Annotated in this window: 21 protein-coding genes; 5 read left to right on the top strand and 16 right to left on the bottom strand. The window is 68.4% G+C overall.

Going from position 1 to position 25,325, the window contains the following annotated elements:
• Nucleotides 1–5: 5 nt before the first annotated feature.
• From HLA95_RS07415 to phnD, 8 genes are all read right to left on the bottom strand, one after another.
• A complete protein-coding gene (locus HLA95_RS07415) occupies nucleotides 6–3,161 on the bottom strand; it encodes an efflux RND transporter permease subunit (protein ID WP_191057483.1) in 3,156 nt (1,051 codons plus the stop codon).
• A complete protein-coding gene (locus tag HLA95_RS07410) occupies nucleotides 3,158–4,324 on the bottom strand; it encodes an efflux RND transporter periplasmic adaptor subunit (protein WP_191057482.1) in 1,167 nt (388 codons plus the stop codon). The genes HLA95_RS07415 and HLA95_RS07410 overlap by 4 nt, the downstream gene beginning before the upstream one ends.
• Nucleotides 4,325–4,481: 157 nt before the next feature.
• Nucleotides 4,482–6,467 carry a glycerophosphodiester phosphodiesterase family protein gene (locus HLA95_RS07405; protein WP_222182894.1) on the bottom strand — a complete coding sequence of 662 codons (1,986 nt, stop codon included), beginning with the start codon at nucleotides 6,465–6,467 and terminating at the stop codon, nucleotides 4,482–4,484.
• 117 nt (nucleotides 6,468–6,584) lie between these two features.
• On the bottom strand, nucleotides 6,585–7,049 hold the full coding sequence (locus HLA95_RS07400) for a cupin domain-containing protein (RefSeq protein WP_191057480.1): 465 nt from the start codon (nucleotides 7,047–7,049) through the stop codon (nucleotides 6,585–6,587).
• Nucleotides 7,050–7,166: 117 nt separating this feature from the next.
• Entirely contained in the window at nucleotides 7,167–7,988 is an 822-nt protein-coding gene (gene phnE / locus HLA95_RS07395; RefSeq protein ID WP_191057479.1) for a phosphonate ABC transporter, permease protein PhnE, read from the bottom strand.
• Complete coding sequence (phnE, locus tag HLA95_RS07390) at nucleotides 7,988–8,800, bottom strand: phosphonate ABC transporter, permease protein PhnE (protein WP_191057478.1); 813 nt, start codon at nucleotides 8,798–8,800, stop codon at nucleotides 7,988–7,990. The genes phnE (HLA95_RS07395) and phnE (HLA95_RS07390) overlap by 1 nt, the downstream gene beginning before the upstream one ends.
• Entirely contained in the window at nucleotides 8,797–9,627 is an 831-nt protein-coding gene (gene phnC / locus HLA95_RS07385; RefSeq protein WP_191057477.1) for a phosphonate ABC transporter ATP-binding protein, read from the bottom strand. The genes phnE (HLA95_RS07390) and phnC overlap by 4 nt, the downstream gene beginning before the upstream one ends.
• Nucleotides 9,628–9,638: 11 nt before the next feature.
• Nucleotides 9,639–10,607 (bottom strand): phosphate/phosphite/phosphonate ABC transporter substrate-binding protein, encoded by a 969-nt coding sequence (gene phnD / locus HLA95_RS07380; protein ID WP_191057476.1) that lies wholly within the window; start codon nucleotides 10,605–10,607, stop codon nucleotides 9,639–9,641.
• A 102-nt stretch (nucleotides 10,608–10,709) separates the two neighbouring features.
• On the opposite strand from phnD, the gene HLA95_RS07375 reads away from it, so the two are divergent.
• Nucleotides 10,710–11,129, top strand: a complete 420-nt coding sequence (locus HLA95_RS07375; RefSeq protein WP_191057475.1) for a thioesterase family protein — start codon at nucleotides 10,710–10,712, stop codon at nucleotides 11,127–11,129.
• Here the strand turns inward: HLA95_RS07375 and HLA95_RS07370 are convergent.
• The 4 genes from HLA95_RS07370 to HLA95_RS07355 form a co-directional block, all read right to left on the bottom strand.
• Nucleotides 11,126–12,898 carry an SLC13 family permease gene (locus HLA95_RS07370; protein WP_191057474.1) on the bottom strand — a complete coding sequence of 591 codons (1,773 nt, stop codon included), beginning with the start codon at nucleotides 12,896–12,898 and terminating at the stop codon, nucleotides 11,126–11,128. The genes HLA95_RS07375 and HLA95_RS07370 overlap by 4 nt on opposite strands.
• 94 nt (nucleotides 12,899–12,992) lie before the next feature.
• Nucleotides 12,993–13,898, bottom strand: coding sequence for an SAM hydrolase/SAM-dependent halogenase family protein (locus HLA95_RS07365; RefSeq protein ID WP_191057473.1), 906 nt, complete (start codon nucleotides 13,896–13,898; stop codon nucleotides 12,993–12,995).
• A 201-nt stretch (nucleotides 13,899–14,099) separates the two neighbouring features.
• The gene (locus tag HLA95_RS07360; RefSeq protein WP_191057472.1) at nucleotides 14,100–15,476 is read right to left on the bottom strand and encodes a glycosyltransferase family 4 protein; all 1,377 of its coding nucleotides are present in this window, start codon (nucleotides 15,474–15,476) and stop codon (nucleotides 14,100–14,102) included.
• A gap of 55 nt (nucleotides 15,477–15,531) precedes the next feature.
• Nucleotides 15,532–16,452: a calcium-binding protein gene (locus HLA95_RS07355; protein WP_191057471.1), complete on the bottom strand. Its 921-nt coding sequence runs from the start codon at nucleotides 16,450–16,452 to the stop codon at nucleotides 15,532–15,534.
• 798 nt (nucleotides 16,453–17,250) lie between these two features.
• Between HLA95_RS07355 and HLA95_RS07350 the strand changes: the two genes are divergently transcribed.
• The 3 genes from HLA95_RS07350 to dhaK all read left to right on the top strand — a co-directional run bounded on the left by HLA95_RS07350 (nucleotide 17,251) and on the right by dhaK (nucleotide 21,193).
• The gene (locus HLA95_RS07350) at nucleotides 17,251–18,264 is read left to right on the top strand and encodes a class II aldolase/adducin family protein (protein WP_222182892.1); all 1,014 of its coding nucleotides are present in this window, start codon (nucleotides 17,251–17,253) and stop codon (nucleotides 18,262–18,264) included.
• A 98-nt stretch (nucleotides 18,265–18,362) separates the two neighbouring features.
• Nucleotides 18,363–20,204 carry an ABC transporter ATP-binding protein/permease gene (locus HLA95_RS07345; RefSeq protein WP_222182889.1) on the top strand — a complete coding sequence of 614 codons (1,842 nt, stop codon included), beginning with the start codon at nucleotides 18,363–18,365 and terminating at the stop codon, nucleotides 20,202–20,204.
• Nucleotides 20,201–21,193, top strand: a complete 993-nt coding sequence (gene dhaK / locus HLA95_RS07340; protein ID WP_222182887.1) for a dihydroxyacetone kinase subunit DhaK — start codon at nucleotides 20,201–20,203, stop codon at nucleotides 21,191–21,193. Before HLA95_RS07345 ends, dhaK begins: the two co-directional genes overlap by 4 nt.
• A gap of 11 nt (nucleotides 21,194–21,204) precedes the next feature.
• Here dhaK and HLA95_RS07335 read toward each other — a convergent pair whose 3' ends face one another.
• From HLA95_RS07335 to HLA95_RS07325, 3 genes are read right to left on the bottom strand one after another with little or no spacing between them, the layout of a single operon-like run.
• On the bottom strand, nucleotides 21,205–21,621 hold the full coding sequence (locus HLA95_RS07335) for a hypothetical protein (protein ID WP_191059141.1): 417 nt from the start codon (nucleotides 21,619–21,621) through the stop codon (nucleotides 21,205–21,207).
• A 5-nt stretch (nucleotides 21,622–21,626) separates the two neighbouring features.
• Nucleotides 21,627–22,337 carry a hypothetical protein gene (locus HLA95_RS07330; RefSeq protein ID WP_191059140.1) on the bottom strand — a complete coding sequence of 237 codons (711 nt, stop codon included), beginning with the start codon at nucleotides 22,335–22,337 and terminating at the stop codon, nucleotides 21,627–21,629.
• Nucleotides 22,338–22,359: 22 nt separating this feature from the next.
• The gene (locus tag HLA95_RS07325) at nucleotides 22,360–22,869 is read right to left on the bottom strand and encodes a hypothetical protein (protein ID WP_191059139.1); all 510 of its coding nucleotides are present in this window, start codon (nucleotides 22,867–22,869) and stop codon (nucleotides 22,360–22,362) included.
• Between the two features lie 153 nt (nucleotides 22,870–23,022).
• On the opposite strand from HLA95_RS07325, the gene HLA95_RS07320 reads away from it, so the two are divergent.
• Complete coding sequence (locus tag HLA95_RS07320; RefSeq protein WP_191059138.1) at nucleotides 23,023–24,459, top strand: O-antigen ligase family protein; 1,437 nt, start codon at nucleotides 23,023–23,025, stop codon at nucleotides 24,457–24,459.
• Nucleotides 24,460–24,505: 46 nt separating this feature from the next.
• Here the strand turns inward: HLA95_RS07320 and HLA95_RS07315 are convergent, their stop codons facing one another.
• Entirely contained in the window at nucleotides 24,506–25,282 is a 777-nt protein-coding gene (locus HLA95_RS07315; protein ID WP_191059137.1) for an EipB family protein, read from the bottom strand.
• Nucleotides 25,283–25,325: the final 43 nt, after the last annotated feature.

Raw genomic sequence — 25,325 nt, 5'->3', positions numbered from 1 at the left:
GGCGTTCAGCGCCCTGCCGCGGGAGCCGTGCCGTCCTGATGCGGCTTCGGCTTCCGCCGGCCCACCCGCCACTCGGCTAGGTTCTCCAGCACTGCATAGAGGGCCGGGACGAAGAAGCTTCCCACCGCGGTGGCGGCAAGCATGCCGAACACCACGGTGACGCCGATGGCAGTCCTGGCTCCCGCACCGGCCCCCGAGGCGAACACCAGCGGCGCGGTGCCCAGGATGAAGGACAGCGCGGTCATCACCACCGCCCGGAAGCGCTGCTTCGCCCCGGTCAGCGCCGCCTCCTCGATCGACTTGCCCTGCTCCTCATGCTGCAGCTTGGCGAACTCGACGATCAGGATCGCGTTCTTGCTGGCCAGCCCGATCAGCAGCACGAGGCCGATCTGGGCATAGATGCTGTTCTCCAGGCCGAACAGGTGGAGCGCCGCAACGGCACCGAGTGCTGCGATCGCCAGGGAGAGCACGATGCCGAGCGGCAGGAGCCAGCTTTCGTACTGGCCCACCAGGAACAGAAAGGCGAACACCAGGGCCAGGAGGAAGATGTAGGGCGTCTGCCCGGCACTCTCCTGCTGCTGGTAGGCAAGGCCGGACCATTCGTAGCCGAAGCCGTCGGGCAGGCTGTCGGCGGCCGCCTCCACCGCCGCGATCGCCGCCCCGCTGCTGCCACCCTCCGTAGGCTGCACGTTGACCACCGCCGTGGGATAGAGATTGTAGCGGGTGATCGTGTAGGGCCCCAGGTCGCGCTCGATCCCGGCGATCGCCCGCAGCGGCACCATCTCGCCCTGGTCGTTGCGCACGAACAGCGCCAGGATGTCTTCCGGCCGGGCGCGATCCTCCGCCTCCGCCTGGATCTGCACCTGGTAGACCCGGTCGCTGAGGTTGAAGTCATTGACGTAGCGCGGCCCGAACTGCGCGCCGACCGTGGCGAACACGTTGGCGACCGGCACGCCGAAGCTTTGCGCGCGGTTGCGGTCGACCAGCAGCCGGATCTGCGGCACCGAGCTCGACAGGGTGGTGAACGCGCTGCCGATCGCCGGGTCCTCGTTCAGCCGGGCGATCAGCGAGCGGGCGACCTCTCCCAGCTCGCTGACCGACTGGCCGTTCTGCGCCTGCAACTGCAGCTCCAGCCCGCCGATCGAGCCGATGCCCGGGATGGCCGGCGGCGGGAAGGCCTGGACCTGCGCCTGCGGCATCTGCCGGAACCGGGCAGTGAGGTCGGCGATCAGCCCGTCCAGCTGCTGCGCCTCGCCTTCGCGCTCGCCCCATTCCTCGAGGCTGGCGAGGCCGAAGCCGGCATCGGGGCGGCGGGACGACTGGAGGAGCCGGTAGCCCGCCGAGGTGATCACCGACTGAACCGCCTCGTTCTCGCTGAGCACGTCCTGGATCTCGGCGACCGCCTCCTGGGTCCGCTGCAGCGACGCTCCCTCCGGCAGGGCGACGTCGAAGAACAGGGCCCCCTGGTCCTCGTCCGGCACCAAGGTCGAGGGCAGCTTCAGGAACAGGAAGCCCGCCAGCCCGCCGGCCGCCAGCACCACCAGCAGGGCCACCACCGAACGGCCGATGATCCAGCCGGCGACCCGGCCATAGCCCTGCCGGGTCCGCTCCAGCCCCCGGCCGAACAGGGTCAGGACCCGCCAGGAATCGTGCTCGCGGCGTAAGAGGGCCGCCGCCAGCGCCGGGCTCAGCGTCAGCGCCACGATCGAGGACAGCACCATGGCTGCCGAGATGGTGACCGCGAACTGGGCATAAAGGCGCCCGGTCAACCCTGGCAGGAAGGCGGTCGGCACGAATACGGCGAGCAGGACGAGGGTCGTCGCGATGATCGGGCCGGTGACCTGGTCCATCGCGCGGCGCACCGCCTCGGCGGGGGTCAGATCGCCTTCGTCCTCCAGGAGGCGGGACACGTTCTCCACCACCAGGATGGCGTCGTCGACCACCAGCCCGATCGCCAGAAGCACCGCCAGCAGGGTGATGATGTTGATGCTGTAGCCGACCGCCAGCAGGACGGCGAAGGTGCCGATCAGCGACACCGGCACGGCGAGTGCCGGGATCAGCGTCGCCCGCCAGTTCTGCAGGAACAGGTAGGTCACCGCGACCACGATGGCGAAGGTGATCCCGAGCGTGAACAGGATCTCCTCCAGCGAGGCGCGCACGAAGGCGGTGGCGTCGTAGACCAGCGTATAGCGCAGCCCCTCGGGGAAGTTCGCTTCCAGCCGGGACAGTTCGGCCAGGACCGCATCGGCGGTGGCCAGCTGGTTGGCGCCCGGCGCTTGCTGGATCTGCAGGAGGGTCGCGACCTGGCCATCCACATAGGCGACCGACTGATAGTCCTGGGAGCCCAGTTCCACCCGGCCGAGGTCCCGCACCCGCACGGTGGCGCCGCCCTCGCCGGTCCGGACGATGATGTCGCCGAACGCTTCCGGGTCCTCCAGCCGCCCCTGGGCAGAGATGGTCAGTGTCTCGTTCTGCCCCTCCGGCGCCGGGCTGGCGCCGACCTGGCCCAGCGAGGCCTGGATGTTCTGCTGGGAGATCGCGGTCGCCACGTCCTGCGGGGTCAGCCCCAGGGCGATCAGCCGGCGCGTGTCCAGCCAGACCCGCATGCTGTAATCGGTGCTGCCGATCGGGTTGGCCTCGCCGACCCCGTCAATCCGGGACAGGGCATCGGCGACCTGGGTGCTCACATAGTTGCCGACCTCGATCGGCGTGAGCGTGCCTTCATCGGCCGTGAAGCCCAGCGACATCACGAAGTCGGGCGAGCTGGTGCGGACGGTCACCCCCTGCTCGGCCACCTGGGTAGGCAGCTGTGCCGTGGCGAGCTGCACCCGGTTCTGCACGTTGACCTGGGCGATGTCGGGGTCGGTGCCGACCTCGAAGCTCACCGACAGCCGGTAGGTACCGGCATTGGCGCTGGTCGAGGACATGTAGATCATGCCATCGACGCCGTTGACCGCCGCCTCGATCGGCGCCCCGACCGTGTCGGCGATCACCTGCGCATCCGCGCCCGGATAGGTGGCCGCCACGTTGACCCTCGGCGGCGACAGGTCGGGATACTGCTCGATCGGCAGGAACAGGGCGGCGATCGCGCCGGCCAGGGCGATCACGATGGAAATGGCGCCGGCCAAGCGCGGCCGGGAGATGAACGGCCCCGAGATCATGAGCGGTCCCGGCCGCTGCCGCCGTGCTCATCCGCCGGCGGATCCTCCCGCCGTGCCTGGACCTGCTGGTTGTCGCCGATCCGCTGGAGGCCCTGGACGACGATCACCTCGCCGGGCTCCAGCCCCTCCTCCACCGCGACCACACCGTTCATGGTGCTGCCCAGCCGGACATCGCGGCGCGCGACCTTGTCATCGTCGCCCAGCACGAACACATAGCGCCCGTCCCGGTCCTGCAGGACGGCAGCGCTCGGCACCACCGGCAGGCGCGGTGGGTTCGCCTCCGTCGCGACCAGGGTCACGAACTGGCCGGGCAGGAGGATCGCGTCGGGATTGGCGAACTCCACCCGGACCGGCACGGTGCCGGTGCTGGGATCGACCTCGCCGCCGATGAAGTCGAAGCGCCCTTCCTCCGCATAGGTCGTGCCGTTGGGCAGGCGCAGGCTCAGCACCCACTCACCCCGCGCCTCTGGCCCCGCCTGGCGCAGGTCGACCAGCTCGCCCTCGGTGAGCGCAAACACCACCCGGATCGGGTCGAGCTGCACGATGCGGGCGAGCGGCTGGCCCTGCGGCCCGGCCACCGCTCCTTCCGTCAAAAGGGCGGCCCCGATCTTGCCGCTGATCGGTGCCTCGACCGTGGCATCCTCGACATCGAGCCTGGCGCTCTGTAGGTCGGCCTCGGCGATCGCCACGTCGGCCTCCGCACTCTCGCTCGCGGCCAGGGCATCCTCGAACGCCGCCTCCGACACGGTCTGCCGCTCCACCAGCTCCTCCTGGCGTGCCAGTGTCTGCCGCGCCTGCGCGGCACTGGCCCTGGCACCTGCCAGCCGTGCCTCCGCCGCCCGCGCGGCCGCAGCGAACCGCCGCGCATCCAGGGTGACCAGCAGGTCGCCCGCCTCGACCAGGGCACCTTCCTCGAAGGCGACGTCCTCGACAAAGCCGCTGACCTGGGCGCGTACGTCCACGGCGCGGATTGCCTCCACCCGGCCGATGAAGCTGGTCTCGGTCGCAAGCGGCCGTTCCTCGACCGGCGCCACGGTCACCACCGGCGGCTGGGCCGGCTGGTCCCCGCCTTCCTGCTCCTGCGCATGGATCGGCAGGACCTTCAGCAGGCCGATCCCGAGCAGCAGGGCCAGAAGCCAGGACCGGGCGTGCAGGGCCAGCAAGTGTTCGCCTCCGGCAGCGGGCGTGAACGGAAGCACGGCACGTCCGGCCAGTGCGCAGCAGCAACCGGCCGCGGCTTCCGGCGGTTCCTCCGGCCGGAAAAGGCAGGCAAGGTGAGCGGCCGTATGGCCGCTCCCTCGCCCTGCTCAGGCTTTGGGCTCAGCCGGGCTCGACCGCCACCGAGCGGACGCTCACGACGAGGTCGTTGTAGTCGCCATCGGCCCGGCCCGAGGCGACGTTCAGGTCCTCGAAGCCCAGTGCGGTCCGCCCCTGGTAGAAGCCGCTCACCACCTGGGTGCCACCGCCTGGGTTGAGCGCGTTGCCTGGCGCATCCGGGTCGGCATCGACGCTGTGGAACACCTCGCCCAGCACCGCCTCCAGGCTGCCGTCCGGCTGCTCGAGCATCAGCGCCAGCTCGGTACCGTCATGGATGGAGCCGGCTTCCTCGCTGCCGCCCCGTACGAAACGCAGCTCGCCGCCATCCAGGCCCTCGTTCAGCGCGGCCCCGTCCGAGATCAGGAAGAAGCCGAGATTCTCGTCCTCCTCCACCCGGACCGAAGCCTCGGTATCACCGGTGCCCGCATGGGCGAACAGGACATCCACCCCGGTTATGGTGCCATCGGCATCGTAGGTATAGGCGCCCAGCACGTTGTCGAGCTTGCCGACCTGTTCCAGCAGGTCGACCTCGACCGTGATCGGCCCGTCTTGCGCGGACAGGTCGAACAGGTCGCCCTGGATGCCGAGTGCCTCTGCCGGCAGGAACGGCTGCTCTTCGTTCAGCTGCAGGAACGGGTAGCCTGACGTGATCCCGTCCACTACCGCGCGGCCGATGTCCGGGTTGTCGGTGAAGAAGCCGTCGGCCCCGGCCTTGATGAACAGCCGGGCGAAGTCCGCCATGCTCTGCGCATTGCCCTCGGCATCGGCCGGAAGGAACACCGGCTCGGCGCGCAGCGTGTAGGGATGCACCTGCATGCCGGCATCATGGGCGAGCCGGATGAAGTCGGTGACCTGGCCGGTCAGCTTGCTGCCGGTCTCCGCGATACCGTCGCCGTCCGCATCGATCGGGGTCGCCAGCGCCTCGGTCGGCAGGATCAGGCTGGTGGTGGGGCCGACACCCTCCGCATAGGCGGCGATCGACTTCAGCCCGTCCGCGGTCGCGAGGTCGCCATAGGTCGTGGCCCCGCTCACCCCGATCAGGAAGCCGTCATAGACGGAGGGATCGGCCGCGGGGTCGCCTGAAAGGAAGTTGTAGGCGATGTCGTAGGCCTGCGAGCCGGTGCCGCTCATCAGTTGCACGAGCGGCAGGTCGACCCCGGCCTTCGGCATGATCTCGTTCTGCAGCTCGATGAGGTTCGCCACCTCGAACGACTGGATGTAGACCTGCTCGGGATGGGTGAAGCCGGCCTCGACTAGGGTGTCCACCACCGCCTGACCGAGGCTGATCCCGATCTTCCCGCCGCCGTTCACCACATCGAGCGAGCCGTTCGCGTTGATGTCCTCCCCGGCGTCGAGCACGCCGTTGCCGTTCTTGTCCTCGTTCTGGTGGGTGCCCTCCAGCGCGAAATAGGTCGGGTGCTTGGTCTCGACATAGACGCCGATCGGCCGGCCGGTCTCGGTGCTGGCCTGCTGGGCCAGTTCCACCACTTCCCGGAAGGTCGGGATCTCGAACTGGTCGTCATAGGCGGCACTGCCCGGCCGGATCTCGCCGATGCGCTCACGGGCACCCAGTTGCTTGATCTCGTCGAGGGTGAAGTCCTCGCTGAACCAGCCGCCGACCTGGCGGCCGTCGATCGTCTTGACCGTCAGGCGGTCGTAAAACTCGGGTTCCCCGTCGCCGTTGCCGTCATACTCCGCGACATTGTTGGTCGCCTCGGTGACCACCGGCCTGCCTTCGGCATCGAACAGGATCGAGCCATCCGGGTTGAGCTGCACGCCGGCCAGCAGGTTCTCGTGGCGGGCGATCAGGTGGCCGTCGCTGGTGGCGACCACGTCTGGCTCGATGAGGTCCGCGCCCATCTCGATCGCGGTCTGATAGGATTCGAGCGTGTGCTCGGGCCGGTAGCCGCTCGCCCCGCGATGGCCGACCACGATCGGGATCTGGCCGTCCAGCGTGCCGAACGGAAGATAGTCGGACTTCGCCTGCAATGGATCTCTCCTCATCCAGTGGACGCGTGGACGCCTAGCAGGTGGGCATGCGCCGGCCGTCACCGGCAGGTGACGGCATGACGACGGCTGGATGACGATCCAGCCGGCGCCGCGGCCTCAATGGCCGGGCAGCAGGAACTCGATCCCGTTCTGTCGGCCGAGTTCCAGGAGCCGGGGCACGTCCGGCGGGGCCACGTTCTTCGGGAACGTGGTCGTGCCGCTCGGCATCGGGTCGCCGGCCTGGCTGAAGAAGCGGTCGTGGAGCCGGCCCGGCACGTTCAGGATCAGCATCCGCGCCGGCGTCGTGCCGACATTGGTGAAGGTGTGGACCTCGCCCACCGGGATCGGCACGAACGCGCCCGGCCCTGCCTCGAAGCTGCGCTCGCCGATCGTGAAGCGCATCCGCCCGTCCAGGACATAGAAGCCCTCGTCGTCCGCCGGGTGCCGGTTGAGCGGCGGGCCGCCCCCCGGGCTCACCAGCGCCTCGACCAGGCTGTAGTCCGGCCCGCCCTCCCGGCTGCGGGTGAGGAAGCGGAGAATGATGCCGACCAGATGATAGGTGTCGGTCCCGTCCCCTTGCATTGTCCGGCCTCCCCGGGTCGCACGTCCTGACCGACCCGAGGCGGCACCATAGCATGACGTGGGCAAGTGCCCGAGCAGGATTCGTCTCCGCCCGGGCCGATGCCTGCCTGGCCGCGACTAGATGATCGCCCGCCGCACCTTGGCGGTGACCCACTCGCTCACCAGCACGGTGGCCAGGATCATCAGCAGGATCACCGTCACCTGCGGCCAGGCCAGCGTGTTGAGCGACGCCTCCAGCGCCAGGCCCAGCCCGCCCGCACCCACGAGGCCCAGCACGGTGGATTCGCGAATGTTGATGTCCCAGCGGAACACCGCGATCGTGGCCAGTGCCGGCAGGATCTGCGGCACGATCCCGTAGGCCATGACCTGCGCGCCGGATGCGCCGGTCGCCTTGATCGCCTCGACCTGGCGCTCGTCGATCTCCTCGATCGCCTCGTAGAGCAGCTTGCCGATGAAGCCGATCGCGCGGAGCGCGATGGCGATGATGCCGGCCAGCACGCCCGGCCCCAGCACCGCCACCAGGAGCAGGCCCCAGATCAGCGCGTTGATCGAGCGCGAGGCCACGATGATGAACAGGGCCACCGGCCGGACGAACATCACGCTGGGCGTGGTGTTGCGCGCGGCCAGGAACGCCAGCGGCACGGCCAGGACCAGCGCGATGATCGTGCCGAGTGTCGCGATGTTGAGCGTGTCCCAGAGCGGCCACCACAGCCGGTTGGCATAGTCCCAGCGCGGCGGGACCATCCGGCCGAAGATGTCGGCGGCCTGGGTCGGCGCGTCCTGGACGAACACCCAGATCGTGTCGGCGGTCATCACCCGCCAGCAGAACACGGTGAGCGCCACCAGGGCGAGCCAGCCGAACCAGCGCACGAGGCTGTCCTTGCCGGTGCGCAGCCGCCAGCCTCTGGGCGACCCGGATGCGTCGGTGAGCACGGCCATTACTGGATCCTCTTGCGGATCATGCCCGAGCCGTACTCGCACAGCATCACGATGCCGATGATGATGAGCAGGATGGCGGCAGCGGAATCGAACTCGTAGCGGTCCAGCGCCGTGTTCAGCGTGGCGCCGATCCCGCCCGCGCCCACGATGCCCACCACCGCCGACTCGCGGAAATTGATGTCGAACCGGTAGGCCGAGAGCCCGATCAGGCGCGGCATCACCTGGCTGGCGATGGCGTAGTCGACCGTCTGCCACCAGCCGGCCCCGGTCGCCCGGACCGCCTCGACCTGGGAGGGATCGGCTTCCTCGATGTCGTCGGCCAGCAGCTTGGCCAGGAAGCCGATCGTCGAGAGCGACAGGGTGAGGAAGCCCGCGAACGGCCCGAAGCCCACCATCGCGACGAAGAAGATCGCGATGATGATCTCCTGGAACACGCGCGCCAGCGCGATGATCCCGCGGCAGATGCCATAGAGCCACCAGGGCGCGAGGTTGCGCGCCGCCCCGAGGGCAATCGGCACGGACAGGAGGATGCCGGCCACCGTCGAGGTGACCGTCATGGTCAGGCTCTCGATCAGGCCCTGCCAGATGTCGCCCCAGCGGCTGACGAAGTCCGGGGTGAGGAAGCCGGCGAACAGCCGGGCCGCGCGCAGCCAGCCCTCGCTCAGCCGCGCCCAGTTCACCTCGACCGAGGCCAATGCCAGCAGGAGATAGACGACGGCACCCGTCACCAGCGCCCATTTGAGCGTGCGGTTGCGGAAGAAGGGCGGCCTGCGCCAGGCCCTGGGGTAGCCCGCCGCCGCGACCGTGCTCATGGCGCCTCGGCCGCGATCTCGTCGGCGCGCGGCATGGGCGGACGCGGATGCACGTCCTCGTCCTCGTCGCGCGGCCCGGTCTTCGACCAGTCCTCCTCGCCATAGATCCGGGTCAGCACGTCGGGCGAGAGGCCGGTAGCCGGCCCGTCATAGACGACCTCGCCGGCGCGCAGCCCCACGATCCGGGGGAGGAACATCTGCGCCAGCATCACGTCATGGATGTTGACGATCGCCGCCAGCCCCTGCTCCTGGCACAGTTCCAGCAGCAGGCGCATCACCTGGCGCGAGGTCTTGGGGTCGAGGCTGGCGGTGGGCTCGTCGATCAGCAGCAGCTCCGGGCTCTGCACCAAGGCCCGGGCGATGCCCACCCGCTGGCGCTGCCCGCCGGAAAGCGCGTCGGCGCGCTTGTCGACATGGTCGAGGAGGCCCACCCGGTCCAGCGTCGCGAACGCCCGCTCGACGTCCTCCGGGGGAAAGCGGCGGAAATAGCTGGCCCAGAAGCCGACATAGCCCAGCCGGCCGGACAGCACGTTCTCCATTACGGTCAGCCGCTCGACCAGGGCATATTCCTGGAAGATCATGCCGATCCGGCGCCGGGCACGGCGCAGCGCCCCGCCCGACATGGCGGTGAGCTCCTCGTCGCCCAGGAAGATCCGCCCGCCACTGGGCTCGACCAGCCGGTTGACGCAGCGGATCAGCGTGGACTTGCCGGCCCCGGACGGGCCGATCAGCCCGATCACCTCGCCCTTGGCGACCTCGAGGTCGACGCCGCGCAAGGCGGCGTCCCCGGTGCGGTATTTCTTGACCAGCCGTTCGATCCGCAGCATCGGCCCCGCCTTCAATTGCAGGCGTAGGAAACGCCCATGGCTTGGTCGATGTCGCGCACGACCTTCCAGTTCTCCTGGTAGGTGATCGGCATGAACTTCTCCTGCGGCGGCTCGGAGGTCGAGAACTCCTTGAGCAGGTCGCTGCCTTCCCACTCGAAGCTGAAGAACGCCTCCTTGACCTTCTCCGCCAGCTCCGGCTTCAGGTTGTAGACATAGCCGTAGCCGGTCGTGGGGAAGGTCTCGGAGGTGTAGATCACCTTCAGCGAGTCGGCCGGCACCACCTCGCGGGCCAGCATCCGCTCCTTCACCGAGTTGGCGATCGCGGCCGCCACATAGTCCTTGTTGGCGACACCCAGCACCGAGTTGTCGTGCTTGCCCGAGAAGACCGGCTCGTAGTCGGCCCCGGCCTCCATCCCGAACTCCTGCTTCAGCAGGGCCGAGGGCGCCTTGTAGCCGGAATTCGAGGTCTCGGCGGTAAAGGCCATCTTCTTGCCCTTGATGTCCTCGACCTTCTCCACGCCCGAGCCGGGATAGGTGATGATCTCCATCTCGTAGCCGAACTGGTCGTCCTTGGACGCCATCATCGCGAACGGCACGAAGCCGGCGCAGTTGACCGCCAGCGGGTTGGAGCCGGTGTTGAAGCCCGCCACGTGCAGGCGCCCGGCCCGCATCGCCTCGATCTGCGCGGCGTTGGACTGGACCGGGAAGAACTGCACCGACTTGCCGGTCACCTCCTCCATATGGTCGAGGAAGCCCTGCCAGACCTGGGCATAGACCGCGGGATCCTCCACTGGCGTGTAGGCGAAGATCAGCGTGTCCGGGTCGATCTGCTCGGCGGGATCGGTCGGCGTGTCGGCGACCAGATCACCGTTGGCGTCCGTGTAGCGCGCATCGAGCGCCTGCGCCGTGCCGGTACCCAGCGCCACCAGTGCCAGCGCGGCCACCCCGTGCAGTGCCACCGTCTTCAGCCTGTCCAGCATGCTTTTCGTTCCCCTGACCGCCATGGTCGTGGCGCTCATGACCACGTTCCTTGACATTCTCGTGACACAAGCCGACCGCTCCCACCAGGGGGAGATGCCGTCATGCTGCCGCTCTTGAAGGTCGGGGACCGCCACCGCTTCACCTACCTGGTGCCGCCGGACAAGACCGTCCCGCATCTCTACCCGGAAAGCCCGGACTGGCGGGCGATGCCGGACGTGTTCGCCACCGGCTTCATGGTCGGCCTGATCGAATGGGCCTGCCTGGACCACCTCAAGCCCTGCTTCGAGGCGGGCGAAGGCTCGCTCGGCGTGTTCATCGAGGCCAGCCACGAAGCCGCCACCCCGCCCGGGCTCACCGTCACCGTGACGCTCGAGGTCGACAAGGTCGAGGGCCGCCGGATCGGCTGGAAGGTGGAGCTGCATGACGGGGTCGACCGGATCGGCCAGGGGCGGCACGAGCGCATGGTGGTGCGCTGGGACCGCTTCCTGCCCAAGGTCGAGGCGAAGCAGCCGGCTCGCTAGAGCCCCCAGACCAGGATGATCAGCGGCACGCCCACCAGCACCACCAGGAGCGAGAGCGGGGCGCCCAGCCGGGCGTAGTCGCCGAACCGGTAGCCGCCCGGCCCCAGCACCAGCGTGTTGCACTGGTGGCCAATCGGGGTGAGGAAGTCGCAGCCGGCGCCGATCGCGACCGCCATCAGGAAGGCGTCGGGGCGGTAGCCGAGCTGGGTGGCGAAGCTGGCCGCGATCGGGCCCATCACCAGGACGGTGGCGGCGTTGTTGAGGAACGGCGTCACCGCCATCCCCGCCACCATGATCAGCGCCAGGGCACCCCAGGCCGGCAGCATATTGGCTGCCATGGACAGCCAGCCCGCGATCAACTCGGTGCCGCCGGTGGCGTGGATCGAGGCGCTGACCGGGATCAGGGCACCCAGCATCACCAGGATCGGCCACTCGACCGAGTCATAGGCCTCGCGGAGCGAAAGGGCGCCGGTCACCACCATGGCGCCGGCCGCGGTGAAAAAGGCGACCGCCACCGGGACCAGGCCCACGGCAGTGAGCCCCATCGCCAGGGCCAGGATCGCGACCGGGACAAGGCTGCTGCGCACGTTGCCCAGGCGCAGCTCGCGCTTGGCGAGCGGCAGGCAGCCCAGCTCCTTCAGCCGCTCGGGCAGCCGCGCCAGATTGCCCTTCAGCAGCAGCACGTCGCCGCCCTGCAGGGTGATGTCGCGCAGCCGCTCGGTGAAGCGCTGCCCGCTGCGGCTGACTGCCAGGAGGTTGACCTCGTAGCTGTCGTAGAGCGCCAGCCGGCCTGCCGATTGCCCGGCCAGGAAGGAGCGTGGGCCCACCACCGCCTCGATGCTGCCGATCTCGTCGTCGCTGTTGCTGCCCTCGGCGATCCGCCGCCGCCCCTCCAGCTCCAGCTCCGCCCGCTTGACCGCGCGCTCCAGCGCCTCCGGCTCGCCCTGGAGCAGCAGGAGGTCGTCCGCCTCCAGCCGGAGGTCGGGCAGGGGCGAAAGCCGATGGCCGGCGCCGCGGATCAGGCCGGTCACCTTGACCTCGTGGTCGAACCGCTCGTTGAGGCTGCCCAGGCTGGTGCCGGCCACCACCGATTCCGGCAGCACCTTGGCCTCGGTGATGTAGTCCTTGATGTCCAGCGCCTCGTTCATGGTCGCAGCGCCGCGCCGTTCGGGCAGGAGGCGGTAGGCCAGCGCCAGGAAACCGACGCCCAGCACCGACAGGCCGAGCGCCACCGGCGTGAAGTCGAACATGCGGAACGGCTCGCCGGTCATCTCCTCGCGCAGGCGGGAGACGATGATGTTGGGCGAGGTCCCGATCAGGGTCATGAGGCCGCCCAGCAGCGAGCCGAACGCCATCGGCATCAGGAACACCGAAGGCGAGACGTGGGAGCGCTTGGCCATCTGGAAGGCGATCGGCAGCATGATCGCCAGGGCGCCGATATTCTTCACGAAGGCGGACAGCACCGTCACCGTGCCGACCAGCAGGACCAGTTGCACCGGCACCGCCCGGACCCTGGGTGCCACAAGCTGCAGGATCGCCTCCATGATGCCGGTGCGGGCCACCGCGGCGCTCACCACCAGAGCGCTGCCGACGATGACGACGATCTCGTCGGAAAAGCCGGTGAACGCCTCCTCATAGGGGACGATGCCCAGTGCCAGCGCCGCGATCAGGGCGATGATCGCCACCAGGTCGTAGCGCAGGCGCCCCCAGATGAAGAGCAGCATCATGCCGCCCACGACGAGGAAGGACAGGATCTGATCGGATGTCATGCAGAATTCCCGCCGGCAACGGTCAGCCGTGGTCAACGGCTGGGCGCGTCCGACGTTGCGGAGCAGTGGGTGATTTACCGGTGACTGGCGGCCTTCAGGGCCGTGACAGGCTGATCGTCCAGTCCGGGCCGGAGCCGATGCTGTGGGCGTCGGCGAAGCTGCCATAATTGATGGCGAGCGCCATCTCGTCCACCGAGTTCAGGTAGAGCAGCGGCTGGCCCTCCGGCACGTCGCCGAACGTGTCGACATAGGGCATCACCATGTCCAGGACCTGCTCGCCCCCGCGCGAGATCCGCACCCGGACCGGCTCCTTCTTCGCGATGCCCAGCTTCTCGAAGGTGAGCCGGTCGATATTGCTCCAGACATTGCCGTAGTTGACGTCGAGCATCGGGATCACGCCCCGTGCCGTCCCATCCACCACTTCCGCATGCTGGTAGGGGATCCGGACCACGTCGCCCTCGAGGGCGGGGCCGAACGATTCGAACGTCGCCTGGCCCGCGGCGAGGCGTGCGGCGTTGTAGGAGAAGATGTCGCGCCCGTGGAAGGTGTGCGAGTGCTCCGAGCCCGGCAGCCGGTTCTTCTCGGAATCGATGCTGCGCACCGCCTCGACCCCGATCTGCTCGGCCACCAGGGTGAGCGAGCCGTTATCCGGCCCGACATAGTAATGGCCGGACTTCAGCTTCGCGACCACCGCCCCGCGCTCCGTCCCGACGCCCGGATCGACCACCGAGACGAACACCGTACCTTGCGGCCAGTAGGGCACCAGATGGGCCAGGTGGAAGGAAGCCGCCCAGATGTCGAAGGGCGGGATCTCGTGGGTGTTGTCGAACAGCTCGAGCTCCCGGTCGACCTGCTTGGCCACCCCCTTCATCTCGGCCACCGCACTGTCGCGCAGGCCGAAATCAGTCTGGTACACGATCATCCCGGCCGGCTCCGCGGCCTGCGCGATGCCGCAGGACCACAGGCCGAACAGGGCTAGGGCAAGCAGTCGGGCTTTCATGACGTCCTTCACCGGCTCCGGGTGCTGGCGCCTTTCTGCCGGGCAACTGGCGTATACTGCAATAGCGGCGTGTATAACTGGCTCACGGCTGCCGATATCGGCGTCCACAATGCACGCCATTGCCGGACCTGGCCGGACTGCCGGACGTCCAGGCTCGACCCGACGCCTCTGTCCCGCACCTGCCCCTGGATGATTCGAGAACTAACGGATCCCGAGCGTTCCAGTGAGCACCCTGTCGTAGACTCCGGCGAGCCGCTGCGCCACGACGTCCCAGGTGTGGGAAGCCAGTGCCTGCTTCCTGCCGGCAGCGCCATAGGCGTGTGCTCTTGCCGGATGGGCAGCCAGATCGGCGATCGCCGCGGCGAGGGCTGCGGCGTCGCCCGGCGGTACGAGCAGACCGGTTCTGCCGTGTTCCACCAGATCGAGCAGCCCCGCATCGGCGGACGCGATCACCGGCAGGCCCGCAGCCATCGCCTCGGCGACCGGCATGCCGAAGGCCTCCTTCCAGACCGAGGGCTGAACCAGCACATCGGCCTCGCGATAGAGTTCCGCCAGCCGGTCGTGCGACTGCGGCCCCAGGAACCGGATGCGGCGGTGCAGCTCCTTCGGGACCGTCGCGAGCAGCCGCTCCTGCAACTGCCGGCCGGGCTTGAACAACTGCGTCCAGAACGGCCGGAGCCCTTTGCCGTACAGCCGGTCGACGGCCTCCTGCATCGCCGGCATGCCGCGCGCCATCAGCCTGGCCTGTCTCAGGGGCAGGAAGCCGGGCGGGCCGATCAGGTCCAGGGTGAGGGAGGGATAGGACGATGCGATGCGCACGAACGCATCGAGCAGCACATGCGGCCCCTTCTCCGGGGAGATGCGGCCGACCATCACCAGCTTTCTGACCTCGGCAGGCCGAGGCCGCGGCGGTCCGCCGAACAGCAAGGGATCGATGCCATTGCCGATCGCCACGATCCGGTCGGCATAGAGGGGAACATGGCGCTGCAACGTAGCCGCCAGCCAGCGGCTGCAAGTCACGACCGCAGCGAAGGGAGTGATACGCTGTTCGGCCAGTTCCGGGCTCACGCGCGTGAGCATGTCGTCGTGCAGATGCAGCACCAGGGGGACATGCGGCAGGGCCTCACGCAGCAATGGAGCCGCTTGCGCCCAGGACATCACGTGAATCAGGTCCGGCCTGGACCGGGCGAGCACCGAGGCAGCCTGCTGAAAGTAGGAGCGATAGTAGGCTGGCCGCAACGAGCGGGGCATCGGCCTGGGGTCCAGGAGCTCCAGTGCCTTCTCGATCTGACGGTTATCTGCCGGAACCCGATAGACGGCTTGCCCCTCCGCATTCCGCTCCTCGCCCGGCACCTGCCCCGTCATGACCGGTGCGATGGCGCTCGGCTGGAACTGCCCGGCCAGCGCACGCATCAATTCGGCAAGAACGATCGCCACCGATCCATGCTGCGGGCCGGAGGTCGTCAGGCCATCGCGCGGCTGGCCGAGGAAAGCGACGCGCGGCAGCCCCGCGGCCGGCCCTCGCGCGACTTGCGCGGGGAGCGTCCGGGGAGCGGTCTGGACGGAGGTAGGCATCATCACCTTGCTCCTGGTCGGGGAACTGCCGGTGCGGCTTGCCGCGGGCCGAATGAACTCAGCCGAACCAGGTGGCGTTGATGCCGGTCACGTCGGTCAGCGTGACCGTGTGGCTCTCTCCAAGATGCAGCACGGTGCTGCCATTGATCACTTCAGCAGAAGCGATGACGTCGTCGGCCCGGTTGCCCGCGCCGCGCAGATCGATCCTGTCGATCCCGGCCTGGAAGTCGGTGATGGTGTCGGCATCCCCGTCGATGCGCAGGAGGATGAACGTGTCGGCCCCTGCCCCGCCGGTCATGACGTCGTCGCCGAACAGGCCGTTGATCTCGTCGTCGCCGTCGCCACCCACCAGCACGTCGTCACCCGTGCCGCCGATCAGCCGGTCGTTGCCCTCGCCGCCGTCCAGCCGGTCGTTGCCCGACCCGCCTTCCAGCAGATCGTCGCCCTCCCAGCCCTCGATCACGTCGTCGCCGATGCCACCGAAGAGGCGGTCATCGCCATCGACCGTCCACTTGTCGCCATCGCCGCTGATATGGTCGTCACCACCGGCGCCGAAGATCAGGTCGCTGCCGTTATGGCCCTCGATCTCGTCGTCGCCCGCCCCACCGGTGATGATGTCGTTGCCGGTGAAGCCGCCATGGAGCGTGTCGTTGCCGGCACCGCCGTCGATATAGTCGTCGCCGAACTCGCCATAGACCTGGTCGTTGCCGTCCCCGGCATAGACCCGGTCGCCGGACCCGTCCTCGGGCAGGGTGAGGACATATTCCCGGTCCGTGAAAATGATGTCGTTGCCGGCACCGCCCCACAGCGTATCGGCGCCGAGCCCGCCATAGATCCGGTCGTCGCCGTCGCCACCGAGCACCACGTCGTCGCCGGCCCGGGCGAAGATGCGGTCGAGCCCGCCGAAGCCGCGAATCAGCTCTGCCTGGGATGTGCCATAGATGGCATCGTTGCCCTCGGTACCGTTCTTGATGATCATGGATGACCCCCGCTTGCTTTTGGCAGACCCTTCAAGAAGTCAGCCGACGACACGCACATGAATTGTTCACGCGCCCTTGAGTAATCTACAGAACTCTTCCGGGGGCCCTATGGCACTGCGGCGATCAATCTTCAGGTCTTCGATAACCGGCCCGGCAACCTCGGCACCCAGGCAAACCTATTGCAGCCTTGGTTCCGGCATCGGCACAGAGCAGGATAAAGCCCTGCCGCCATCACGGGACCGTGATAATTGGTCACAGGGCCGTGAATTCGTATATACCACTGTGATTTACGGAACTCGGGCGTGTTCACCTCAGACGGGTGGCGCCAGATGGGCGCGCATCAGGTCAGCGGACCTGCACCGGGACCCAAACTCGGCTGGCAAGCTGCGCCAACTCGGCGCCGTTCCGGCAGCGCCAGCTCAGGCTGCCACAAGGCCGCTGGCCCGACCTTTCCACTGCTAGGATCCAGGTCCTGCATCAGCTATCATGCCTGATCCTGCGGCCCGACACCTGGATGCTCGCCATGCTGGGACTTGAAAGGTCTTTTTGCACGAACGAACCCGAGAAACCGAGCAATTTCAGTGCTTGGCCCACTGCGGGCCGCAACGACTGATCTGTCGTGGCCCGTCATCCGCTGGAGCGAATCTGCACGAACGAACCCGAGCCGACCGGCAACCGGGCCCGGGACACTGCCGGTCCCAGTTCGTTTGAACACCTCCTGTACATCTGTTCCAGACGCTCGCGCTCGCCCATGCGGCGCGCTACAAGCGCCCCAGGCAGTCAGAGGAGCCTCGAGCGTGGACAAGGATCTGGAAGCCCTGCGACGGTTCTCGGCCGCGATCGGGGCGGACCCGGCGGTGGTGCAGGCGGCCGGCGGCAACACCTCGGTCAAGATCGACGACACGCTCTGGGTGAAGGCGTCCGGCCTGCAGCTCAAGGACGCGCTCGCCGAGAACGTGTTCGTGCCGCTGCGCCTCTCCGGCGTGCGCCGGCGGATCGAGGCGGGCGAGGACGAGCCGGCCAAGCCGGAGGTCCTGGAAGGCAAGCTCCGCCCGTCGATCGAGACCAGCCTGCATGCCCTCCTGCCGCACCGGTTCGTCAGCCACACCCACTCGGTGGCCGGGATCGCGTTCGCCGCGGCGAAGGACGGCAGGCAACGGATCGCCGCCCGGCTTGACGGGCTGGACTGGCACTGGATCCCCTACGTGATGCCGGGCGTGCCGCTCACCCGGGCGGTGGCCAAGGCCATGGCCGAGCACCCGGCCGACGTCTTGGTCCTGAAGAATCACGGCCTCGTCTATGGTGCCGACAGTGCCGAGGAACTGGAGGAGCTGCATCGCGAGCTGGAGGCGCGGGTGGCCCTGCCGGTCGCCCCCTCGGACGAGCCCGACCTGCCGCAGCTCCAGCGGGTGCTGGCCGCCTCGCCCGGCTGGCGCCTGCCGGTCCACGCCAAGGTCCACGAGGTGGCCCTCGACCCGCGCCGGGTCGCACTCGCCACGGGCGGGGTCGGCTGGCCGGACCACGCCATCTTCCTGGCCGACCGGATAGCGCAACTGCCGATCACCGCCGAAGCAGTCCCGGAGGGCGAGACGGCGAAGCTGGCCCTGGTCGAGGGCGTCGGCGCCCTGGTCCGGGCCGATCTCGGGCCGGCGGGTGACGAGCTAGCCCTGTGCCTGGCCCTGGTCCTGGAGCGCTTCCCGGCCGATGCCGAGATGGTCTATCTGCCGCCCGAGGAGGTGGCAGCCCTGATGGGCTGGGAGGCCGAGGCCTATCGGCAGAAGCTCGCCCGGGAGCGGGCTGCCGGCGGCTGATCTCACGCGCCGCTCGCGGGGAATTGCATGGGTGTGGCTTTCGCGCCAAACCCCTGTTCCTATGATCCGGCGCCACGCCAGGACCATGGAGACCCGCATTGATCGGTACGGCCGAGGGCAAGACTGCGAAGACGGGGCGCGGCCGCGACCTGACCAGGAAGATCGCCGATACCGGCCATGTCCTGGGCAAGGTCTGGGCGCTGGCCAAGCCCTACTTCCTCAAGTCCGAGGAACGGTTCCTGGCCCTGGGCCTGCTGGGCGTGATCATCGCCATGGGGTTCTTCCTCGTCTGGATGAGCAAGAACCTCAACAGCTGGAACCGTGACTTCTACACGGCCCTGCAGGAGAAGGACGCGGCGACCTTCTGGCGGCTGCTGCTGTCCTTCGACAGCTTCGAGGCCCTGTTCTTCTCCTGGGTTGGCCTAGTTGTCGTCTATCTGGTGATCGCGGTCTATCGCTACTGGCTCACCCTGTTCCTGACCATTCGCTGGCGGCGCTGGCTGACCGATGTCTATTTCAGCGACTGGCTGCGCGACCGCACCTACTACCGGATGGAGCTGGCCCATACCGGAACGGACAACCCGGAGCAGCGGATCGAGCAGGACGTGGAATCCTTCACCCGGACCACGCTCAGCCTTGGGTTAGGCCTGATCATGGAGGTGGCGACGCTGATCACCTTCACGGTCGTGCTCTGGAACCTGTCCGGCTCCATCACCCTGCCGGTGATGGGCGGCATCGAGGTGCCGGCCTACATGTTCTGGACGGCCATCGTCTATGCCGTGCTGGGTTCCTGGCTCACCTACCGGATCGGCCGCCCCCTGGTCAGGGTCAATTTCGAGCTGGAGCGCTACAACGCGGACTTCCGCTACCGCATGGTGCGCACCCGCGAGAACGCCGAGAGCATTGCCTTGTATGGTGGCGAGATGCAGGAGCGCAGCCGGCTCCAGCAGGCGTTCGGCAGGATCTACGACACCTACTGGCAGTACATGACCTACTACAAGCGGCTGACCTGGCTGACCGTCTTCTACAGCCAGGTCGCCAGCATCTTCCCGGTGGTCATGCAGGCGCCACGCTACTTCTCGGGCCAGATCCCGTTCGGCGCGCTCACCCAGACCGCGGGCGCGTTCGCCCAGGTCCAGAGCAGCCTGTCCTGGTTCGTCGACAACTTCACGGTCCTGGCGGACTGGAAGGCGGTGGTCGACCGGCTGACCACGTTCAGCGACGCGATGATCGAGGCCCGCCGCCAGCAGCGCGAGGAACCCGGGATCGAGGTGGCACCGCACCCGGGCAGGGAGCTGACGATCCGGCAGGTGAACGTCCACCTGCCCAACGGCACGCCGCTCCTGCGCGACGTCGACTTGACGATCGAGCCCGGCGACCGGCTGGTGCTCCAAGGCCCGTCCGGCAGCGGCAAGACCACCCTGTTCCGGGTGCTGGCCGGGCTGTGGCCGTTCGGCTCCGGCAGCGTCCGCACCCCGGCAGACAGCCATGTGCTGTTCGTCCCGCAGAAGCCCTACATGCCGATCGGCACGCTGCGCGAGGCGCTGCTCTATCCCCGCACGCCCGGCGCCGAGGATGACGAGGCCCTGCGCGCGGCGCTGACCGCCTGCCGCCTGGGGCATCTGGTCACCCGGCTGGACGATGTCGCCAACTGGGCAATGAGCCTGTCCCCTGGCGAGCAGCAGCGCCTGGCCTTCGCCCGCGCCCTCCTGCTCCGGCCCGACTGGCTGTTCCTCGACGAGGCCACCTCGGCGCTGGATGAGGCCACCGAGGAGGCCATGTACCGCATGGTGGTCGAGCGCCTGCCCGAGGCGACCATCGTGTCGATCGCGCACCGGCCCTCGGTGACGGGCTTCCATCGTGGCCGGCTGGTGATCGACAAGGAGGCCGGCACGGTCACCCGGCAGCCGCTCGAACCATCCGAGGGAGGAAACGCATGAAGAAGTTCATCAACGACGTCGACGACATCTTGAGCGAGAGCCTGCGCGGCTTCGCCCTGGCCCACGGCGATCTGGTCGAGGTCGCGTTCGACCCGACCTTCGTGCGGCGCAAGGATGCGCCGCGGCCGGGCAAGGTGGCGCTGCTCTCGGGCGGCGGGTCCGGCCACGAGCCGCTCCATGCCGGCTTCGTCGGCCACGGCATGCTGGATGCCGCCTGCCCCGGCCACGTCTTCACCTCGCCCACGCCCGACCAGATGGTGGCCGCGGCGGCGGCGGTCGACGGTGGCGCCGGCTGGCTCTGGATCGTGAAGAACTATTCCGGCGACGTCATGAACTTCGAGATGGCTGCCGAGATGCTGGAGGGCGAGAGCGCCACCGTGCTGGTGGCCGACGACGTGGCGGTCGAGAACTCGAGCTTCACCGTCGGAAGGCGCGGCGTCGCGGGCACCATGATCGTCGAGCGGATCACCGGTGCCGCGGCCGAGACCGGCGCCGACCTGGCCGCCCTCAAGGCACTGGGCGACGATGTCGCCGCGCGCACCGCCTCGATGGGCGTGGCGTTCAGTTCCTGCATCGTGCCGGCCGCCGGCTCGCCGACCTTCACGCTCGGCGAGGACGAGATGGAGATGGGGGTCGGCATCCATGGCGAGCCGGGTCGCCGGCGGGAGAAGCTGGCCCGCGCCGACGCGATCGCCGAGGAGATGGTGACCGCGATCCTGCAGGACCTGGCGCCGAAGCCCGGCCAGCCCGTGCTGCTCCACGTCAACGGCTTCGGCGGCACGCCGCTGATGGAGCTCTATTTGATGTTCGAGCAGGCCAGCCGGCAGCTCGACGCCAAGGGGGTGAAGGTCGCGCGTTCCCTGGTCGGCAACTACACGACCTCGCTGGAAATGGCCGGCTGCTCGCTGACGGTCACCGCCCTCGATGACCGGCTGACCGGGCTATGGGATGCGCCGGTGCACACCCCCGCATTGCGCTGGGGGCGCTAACCGCCGACGCGTCAGGGTGCCGTGGTAGGCGGCACCAGCGTGCCCCCCTGCGGGTCGATCTCGCAGGGGTACTCGCCCGACAGCATGACGGTCAGGATGGTGCCGGCGGTGATGCTCCCCAGCGAGTCCTTGGACCGGGCGCGCTTGCGCAGTTCGCCGATATGCTCTGCGAGCTTCGGCCCGAGCGTCACGGCACGCAGGTCCTCCTGCTCAGGCGGGCAGAAGAGCGGCATGCCCTGCTCCTCGAGCATCGAGTTCTGCAGGGACAGCGCATCCATCACGCCGGCGATGTAGAAGGTCGCGACCGACTTGTCCTGGTCCGGCCCATTCAGCAGCGATTCGATATCCGCTGCGGTGACCGTGCTGTACTGCGCTGCCTGGGAAGGAAGGATCGGCGCCAGGGCCAAGGCGGCGACAACGCCGAGCATGAACTTCATCGACGAGCAACCCCGGGAGGTGGTGCGTTCACCTCGCGCATGAAGCGGGCGAACAGCTGTGGGTCCACCATCAAGGTGGTAGCCACATATTGCAACTGACCAGGCGTGCGTGCGAGGCCGTGCAGGTAGCGGATGTTGCGCCGGCCGAGCGACTGGATCTCTGCGTCGAGGCTCCACAGCGTGATCGGCTTCAGCGCGTCCAGCATGCCGAGCCCGATGCTCACGCGCATTCCGGCCATGCCCGCGGCGATCGCATCTACCTCGTAGGAAGTGTCGAACGCTTCCGCGGCATTCGCCCGATCACCCATCGCCTGCATGGCCACGGCGAGATAGAGCCAGGTGGCGCCGTTGAACGGTGACCGGTCGAGCGACGCCTTCAAGAACTCGGCTGATTGACGATACCGATCAGCCTGCTCCGATGGTGTCGCACCCGGGAGCTCGACCAGGCCGATCATGCCGCAGTAGCGCAGCGCATCCGCTGTCCTCGCCTGCTCCAGGCCGACAGAGCATACGTCCTCGGCACGGCGCACTGCCTGTGGCGCAACGGAGTCGGAGGCAGCGAGCATGGCCACCGCCGAGGGTGCACCCACGCGCTCGATGGTCGCCGCGAACTGACCGGCGGCGAAGTAGAGGCCCGCCGCCAGCAGTAAGCAGACGGCGGCGCGCCCCGCCCACGGAAAGAGCCTCCCCACGGACGAAGCGCGCATCAGCCAACAATCCTGATCAGGTTCACGCACCGAAGCCGGTGGCGGTCGGGCTGACCGTTTCAACCGGCGTGAGGGTCACGGGATTGATGATCGGATTGCCGCTCGCATCCTGGAAGGGCTCACCGCCAGGCGAAGCCAGGCCGAGGCGGAAATCGCCGTTGGCGATCACGTCCTCGGGCGAGAGCGAGCGATAGAACGCGATACGCGCCTTCGGCTCGAACAGCCCGGAGTCGCTGTTGAACTTCCAGTAGAGCTTCGCGTTGTAGTAGCCCTCACCGCGCAGCGTGACCGGCAGATCCGCGCTCCAGCCAGCCGGCACCGGCCGCGTCGCCCGCGGCTCGAAGCCCTGCGGCCAGGCGCCATAAAGCTCGAACAGCGTGGCGCGAACCACGGTGACGTCGGTGGCCTCACCGAAGACCGTCATCACCTCGGTGCGCGGCACGACCTGTTCCTGGGCCGAAGCCGCGCCCGCAAAACCAATACCGGCCACAAGCGCAAGGCCAGCGCATGCCGAAAGCAGTACCCGTCGCATGGACGTACCTCCATTTCTCTCCTTCCGATGATACGGATTTCGTCCCTCTGAACAAGGGTGCATCATGTTCGCTTTTGACGCACATTCTTTTGTTGTCTGGGGTGAATTTCAGGTCTCAAACCGGTACGTGGCAAGAATACGGCAAGGAACCCCATGTCCGCGTGGCATCTGCGTGCAGCCCTCACAGTCTGGCTTTCCCTGCTGTTGGCGATCGCCCCCTGGCCCCTCGGCAGCGTCATCCCCCTGGCGGCCCTCACCTTGACGGTGCTGGGCCTGGCGACCGCGGCACTGGCGGTGCTGCTGCCGGCACTGCCCGAGCGGCGACCATTTACCGCACCGGTCCTGCTGGCCGGCCTCCTGGTCCTGGTCGTGATCGGCTGGTGCATCGTGCAGGTGCTGCCACAGATCGGCACCCCCTTCGCCCATCCCGGCTGGTCCTATGCCCCCGACGGCACCGGCGTCGGGTCCATCTCCATCGACCCCGACGCCGGCATATTCCAGCTCGTCCGCTTCACCGGCTATGTGGGGCTGTTCATCGCGGTGCTGGTGGCGGCCACCGACCGCCGGCTCGCCGTCCTGCTCCACCACGTGATGATGGCGGTGATCACTCTCTATGCCGTCTATGGCCTGATCGCGTGGGGCCTGGAGTTCGAGACCGTGGCCGGGTTCGGGCCGGTGGCCTATGTCGGCGACGTCACCTCGACCTTCGTCAACCGCAACTCCTGGGCGACCTTCGCCAATCTCGGCCTCGTCCTGATCCTCGCCCACATCATCCAGGATCTCGAGGAATCACCCGGCTCCAGCCTGCGCGCCTATCTGGTGGACACCTTCCAGAACGTCCGGCCGGCGCTGCTGATCAAGCTCGGCGCCTTCTTCGTCGTCGCCACTGCCTCGATCCTCAGCCACTCGCGCGGCGGCTTCCTGAGCGCCGCGCTGGCGCTGCCCATGATGGTGATCATCGCGCTGGTCGCCACCCGGCCGCGCGCCAGCATGATCGCCACCGCGGTTCTGGTCGTGGCGGCAGCGGGTGTGTGGATCGTCGCAGCCAGCGGCGAGGGCGTGCTGGCCCGGCTGGAGCAGCTCGACATGCAGTTCGACCAGGGGGGTGCCGGCCGGCTCGCCGCCTGGATCATCTCGTTCGGCCTGATCGCGGACCGCCCCTGGCTCGGCCATGGCCTGGGCTCGTTCCAGGCGGTGTTCCAGGCGCACAATGACGAGCGCTTCCACCTGATCTACGACCTCGCGCACAACACTTACGTCGAGCATCTCCTGGAGATCGGGATCCCGGCCACCATCCTGCTCTACGGTGCGATGGCCATCCTGTTCGGGGCCTGCCTGCGCGGCCTGTTCCGGCGGCGGCGCGACCGGGTGTTCACTCTGGCGGCCGTGGGTGCGACCCTGCTGGTCGGGCTGCATGCCCTGGTCGACTTCTCGATCCAGATGCCGGCGATCGCGATGTTCTATACGGCGATCCTGGCGATCGGCTGCGCCCAGGCAGCACCCTCCGCACGCCGCAGGTCGAGCCGGGCTCGTCAGGCCGTGACCGGCCGCCCGAGCGTGCGCGAGGAACTGGAAGCCGTCCCCTCCTGACCTTGGTCCTGGCGGCCCCGTCGTTCCGGCGACGGGGCCGTCGGCGTCAGTCGCAGGTGGGGGCCGGGAGCTGCTCCAGCTCGTCCAGCGTGCCATGCAACACGAACTGGCCGTAATCCAGCGTGATGTCGTCGGTGACGCCATCCGCGCGCAGGCGGAAGCTCAGCTGGAACTCCGGCTCCTCGGAGTAGTCGGTGAACTTGTGATAGGCGAGGTTCATGGTCCAGGCGGCGGGCCGTCCGGCCTCGCCCGGCCAGTTCCGGCCGATCACCGCGCTGACGTTGCTGAGCGCATCCAGGCCGCTGCCATCGAACACCGGCACGGACACGAAGCTCTCGCCCCGCTCCGCGGCCGCGATCAGCGCCTTGATGTGCCTGGTCGGGAACAGGGTGCCGGCGGGCAGGGCTACCGACTTGCCCGGCGGGACGGAGAATTCTGCGCGCCCGTCGCCGCCGCTCTCCGGCAGGGATGCCTCGCCCCTGAACTCCTCGGCCGGCTTGCCATTGTCGAAGGAGCGCATGGAGAAATGCAGCCGGTCGTCCGTGTCCGACTCCCAGGAGGAGAAGCGGACGTCATAGGAGAAGGGCGGCCCCTCGGCCTGCCCGGCCTGGAAGGCCAGACGCTGGCTGCTCGTCCAGCCGTCGCAGGCCTTTTTCCATTCCATGACCAGACCGCCGCGGACGGAGGTCACCGCGCCGTCCCCGCCCTCGGCCAGGCTCAGCCGGTAGGCAGCGCGATGCGAGGCGAGCTCTACCGCCTGTGCCGTCGCCGGCAGGCAAAGGAGCCCGAGGAACGCCCAGAACAGCCCGTTCCGTGTTGCCACCGCGCCTTCCTTCCTCACCAGAGCCTCACGGCAGCCGGCCGGG

Origin of the sequence: Geminicoccus harenae, assembly GCF_019800005.1 — a bacterium.
GTDB lineage: Bacteria > Pseudomonadota > Alphaproteobacteria > Geminicoccales > Geminicoccaceae > Geminicoccus > Geminicoccus harenae.
The sequence above is the reverse complement of the archived record's forward strand: the minus strand, read 5'-3'. Positions and strand labels throughout refer to the sequence as shown.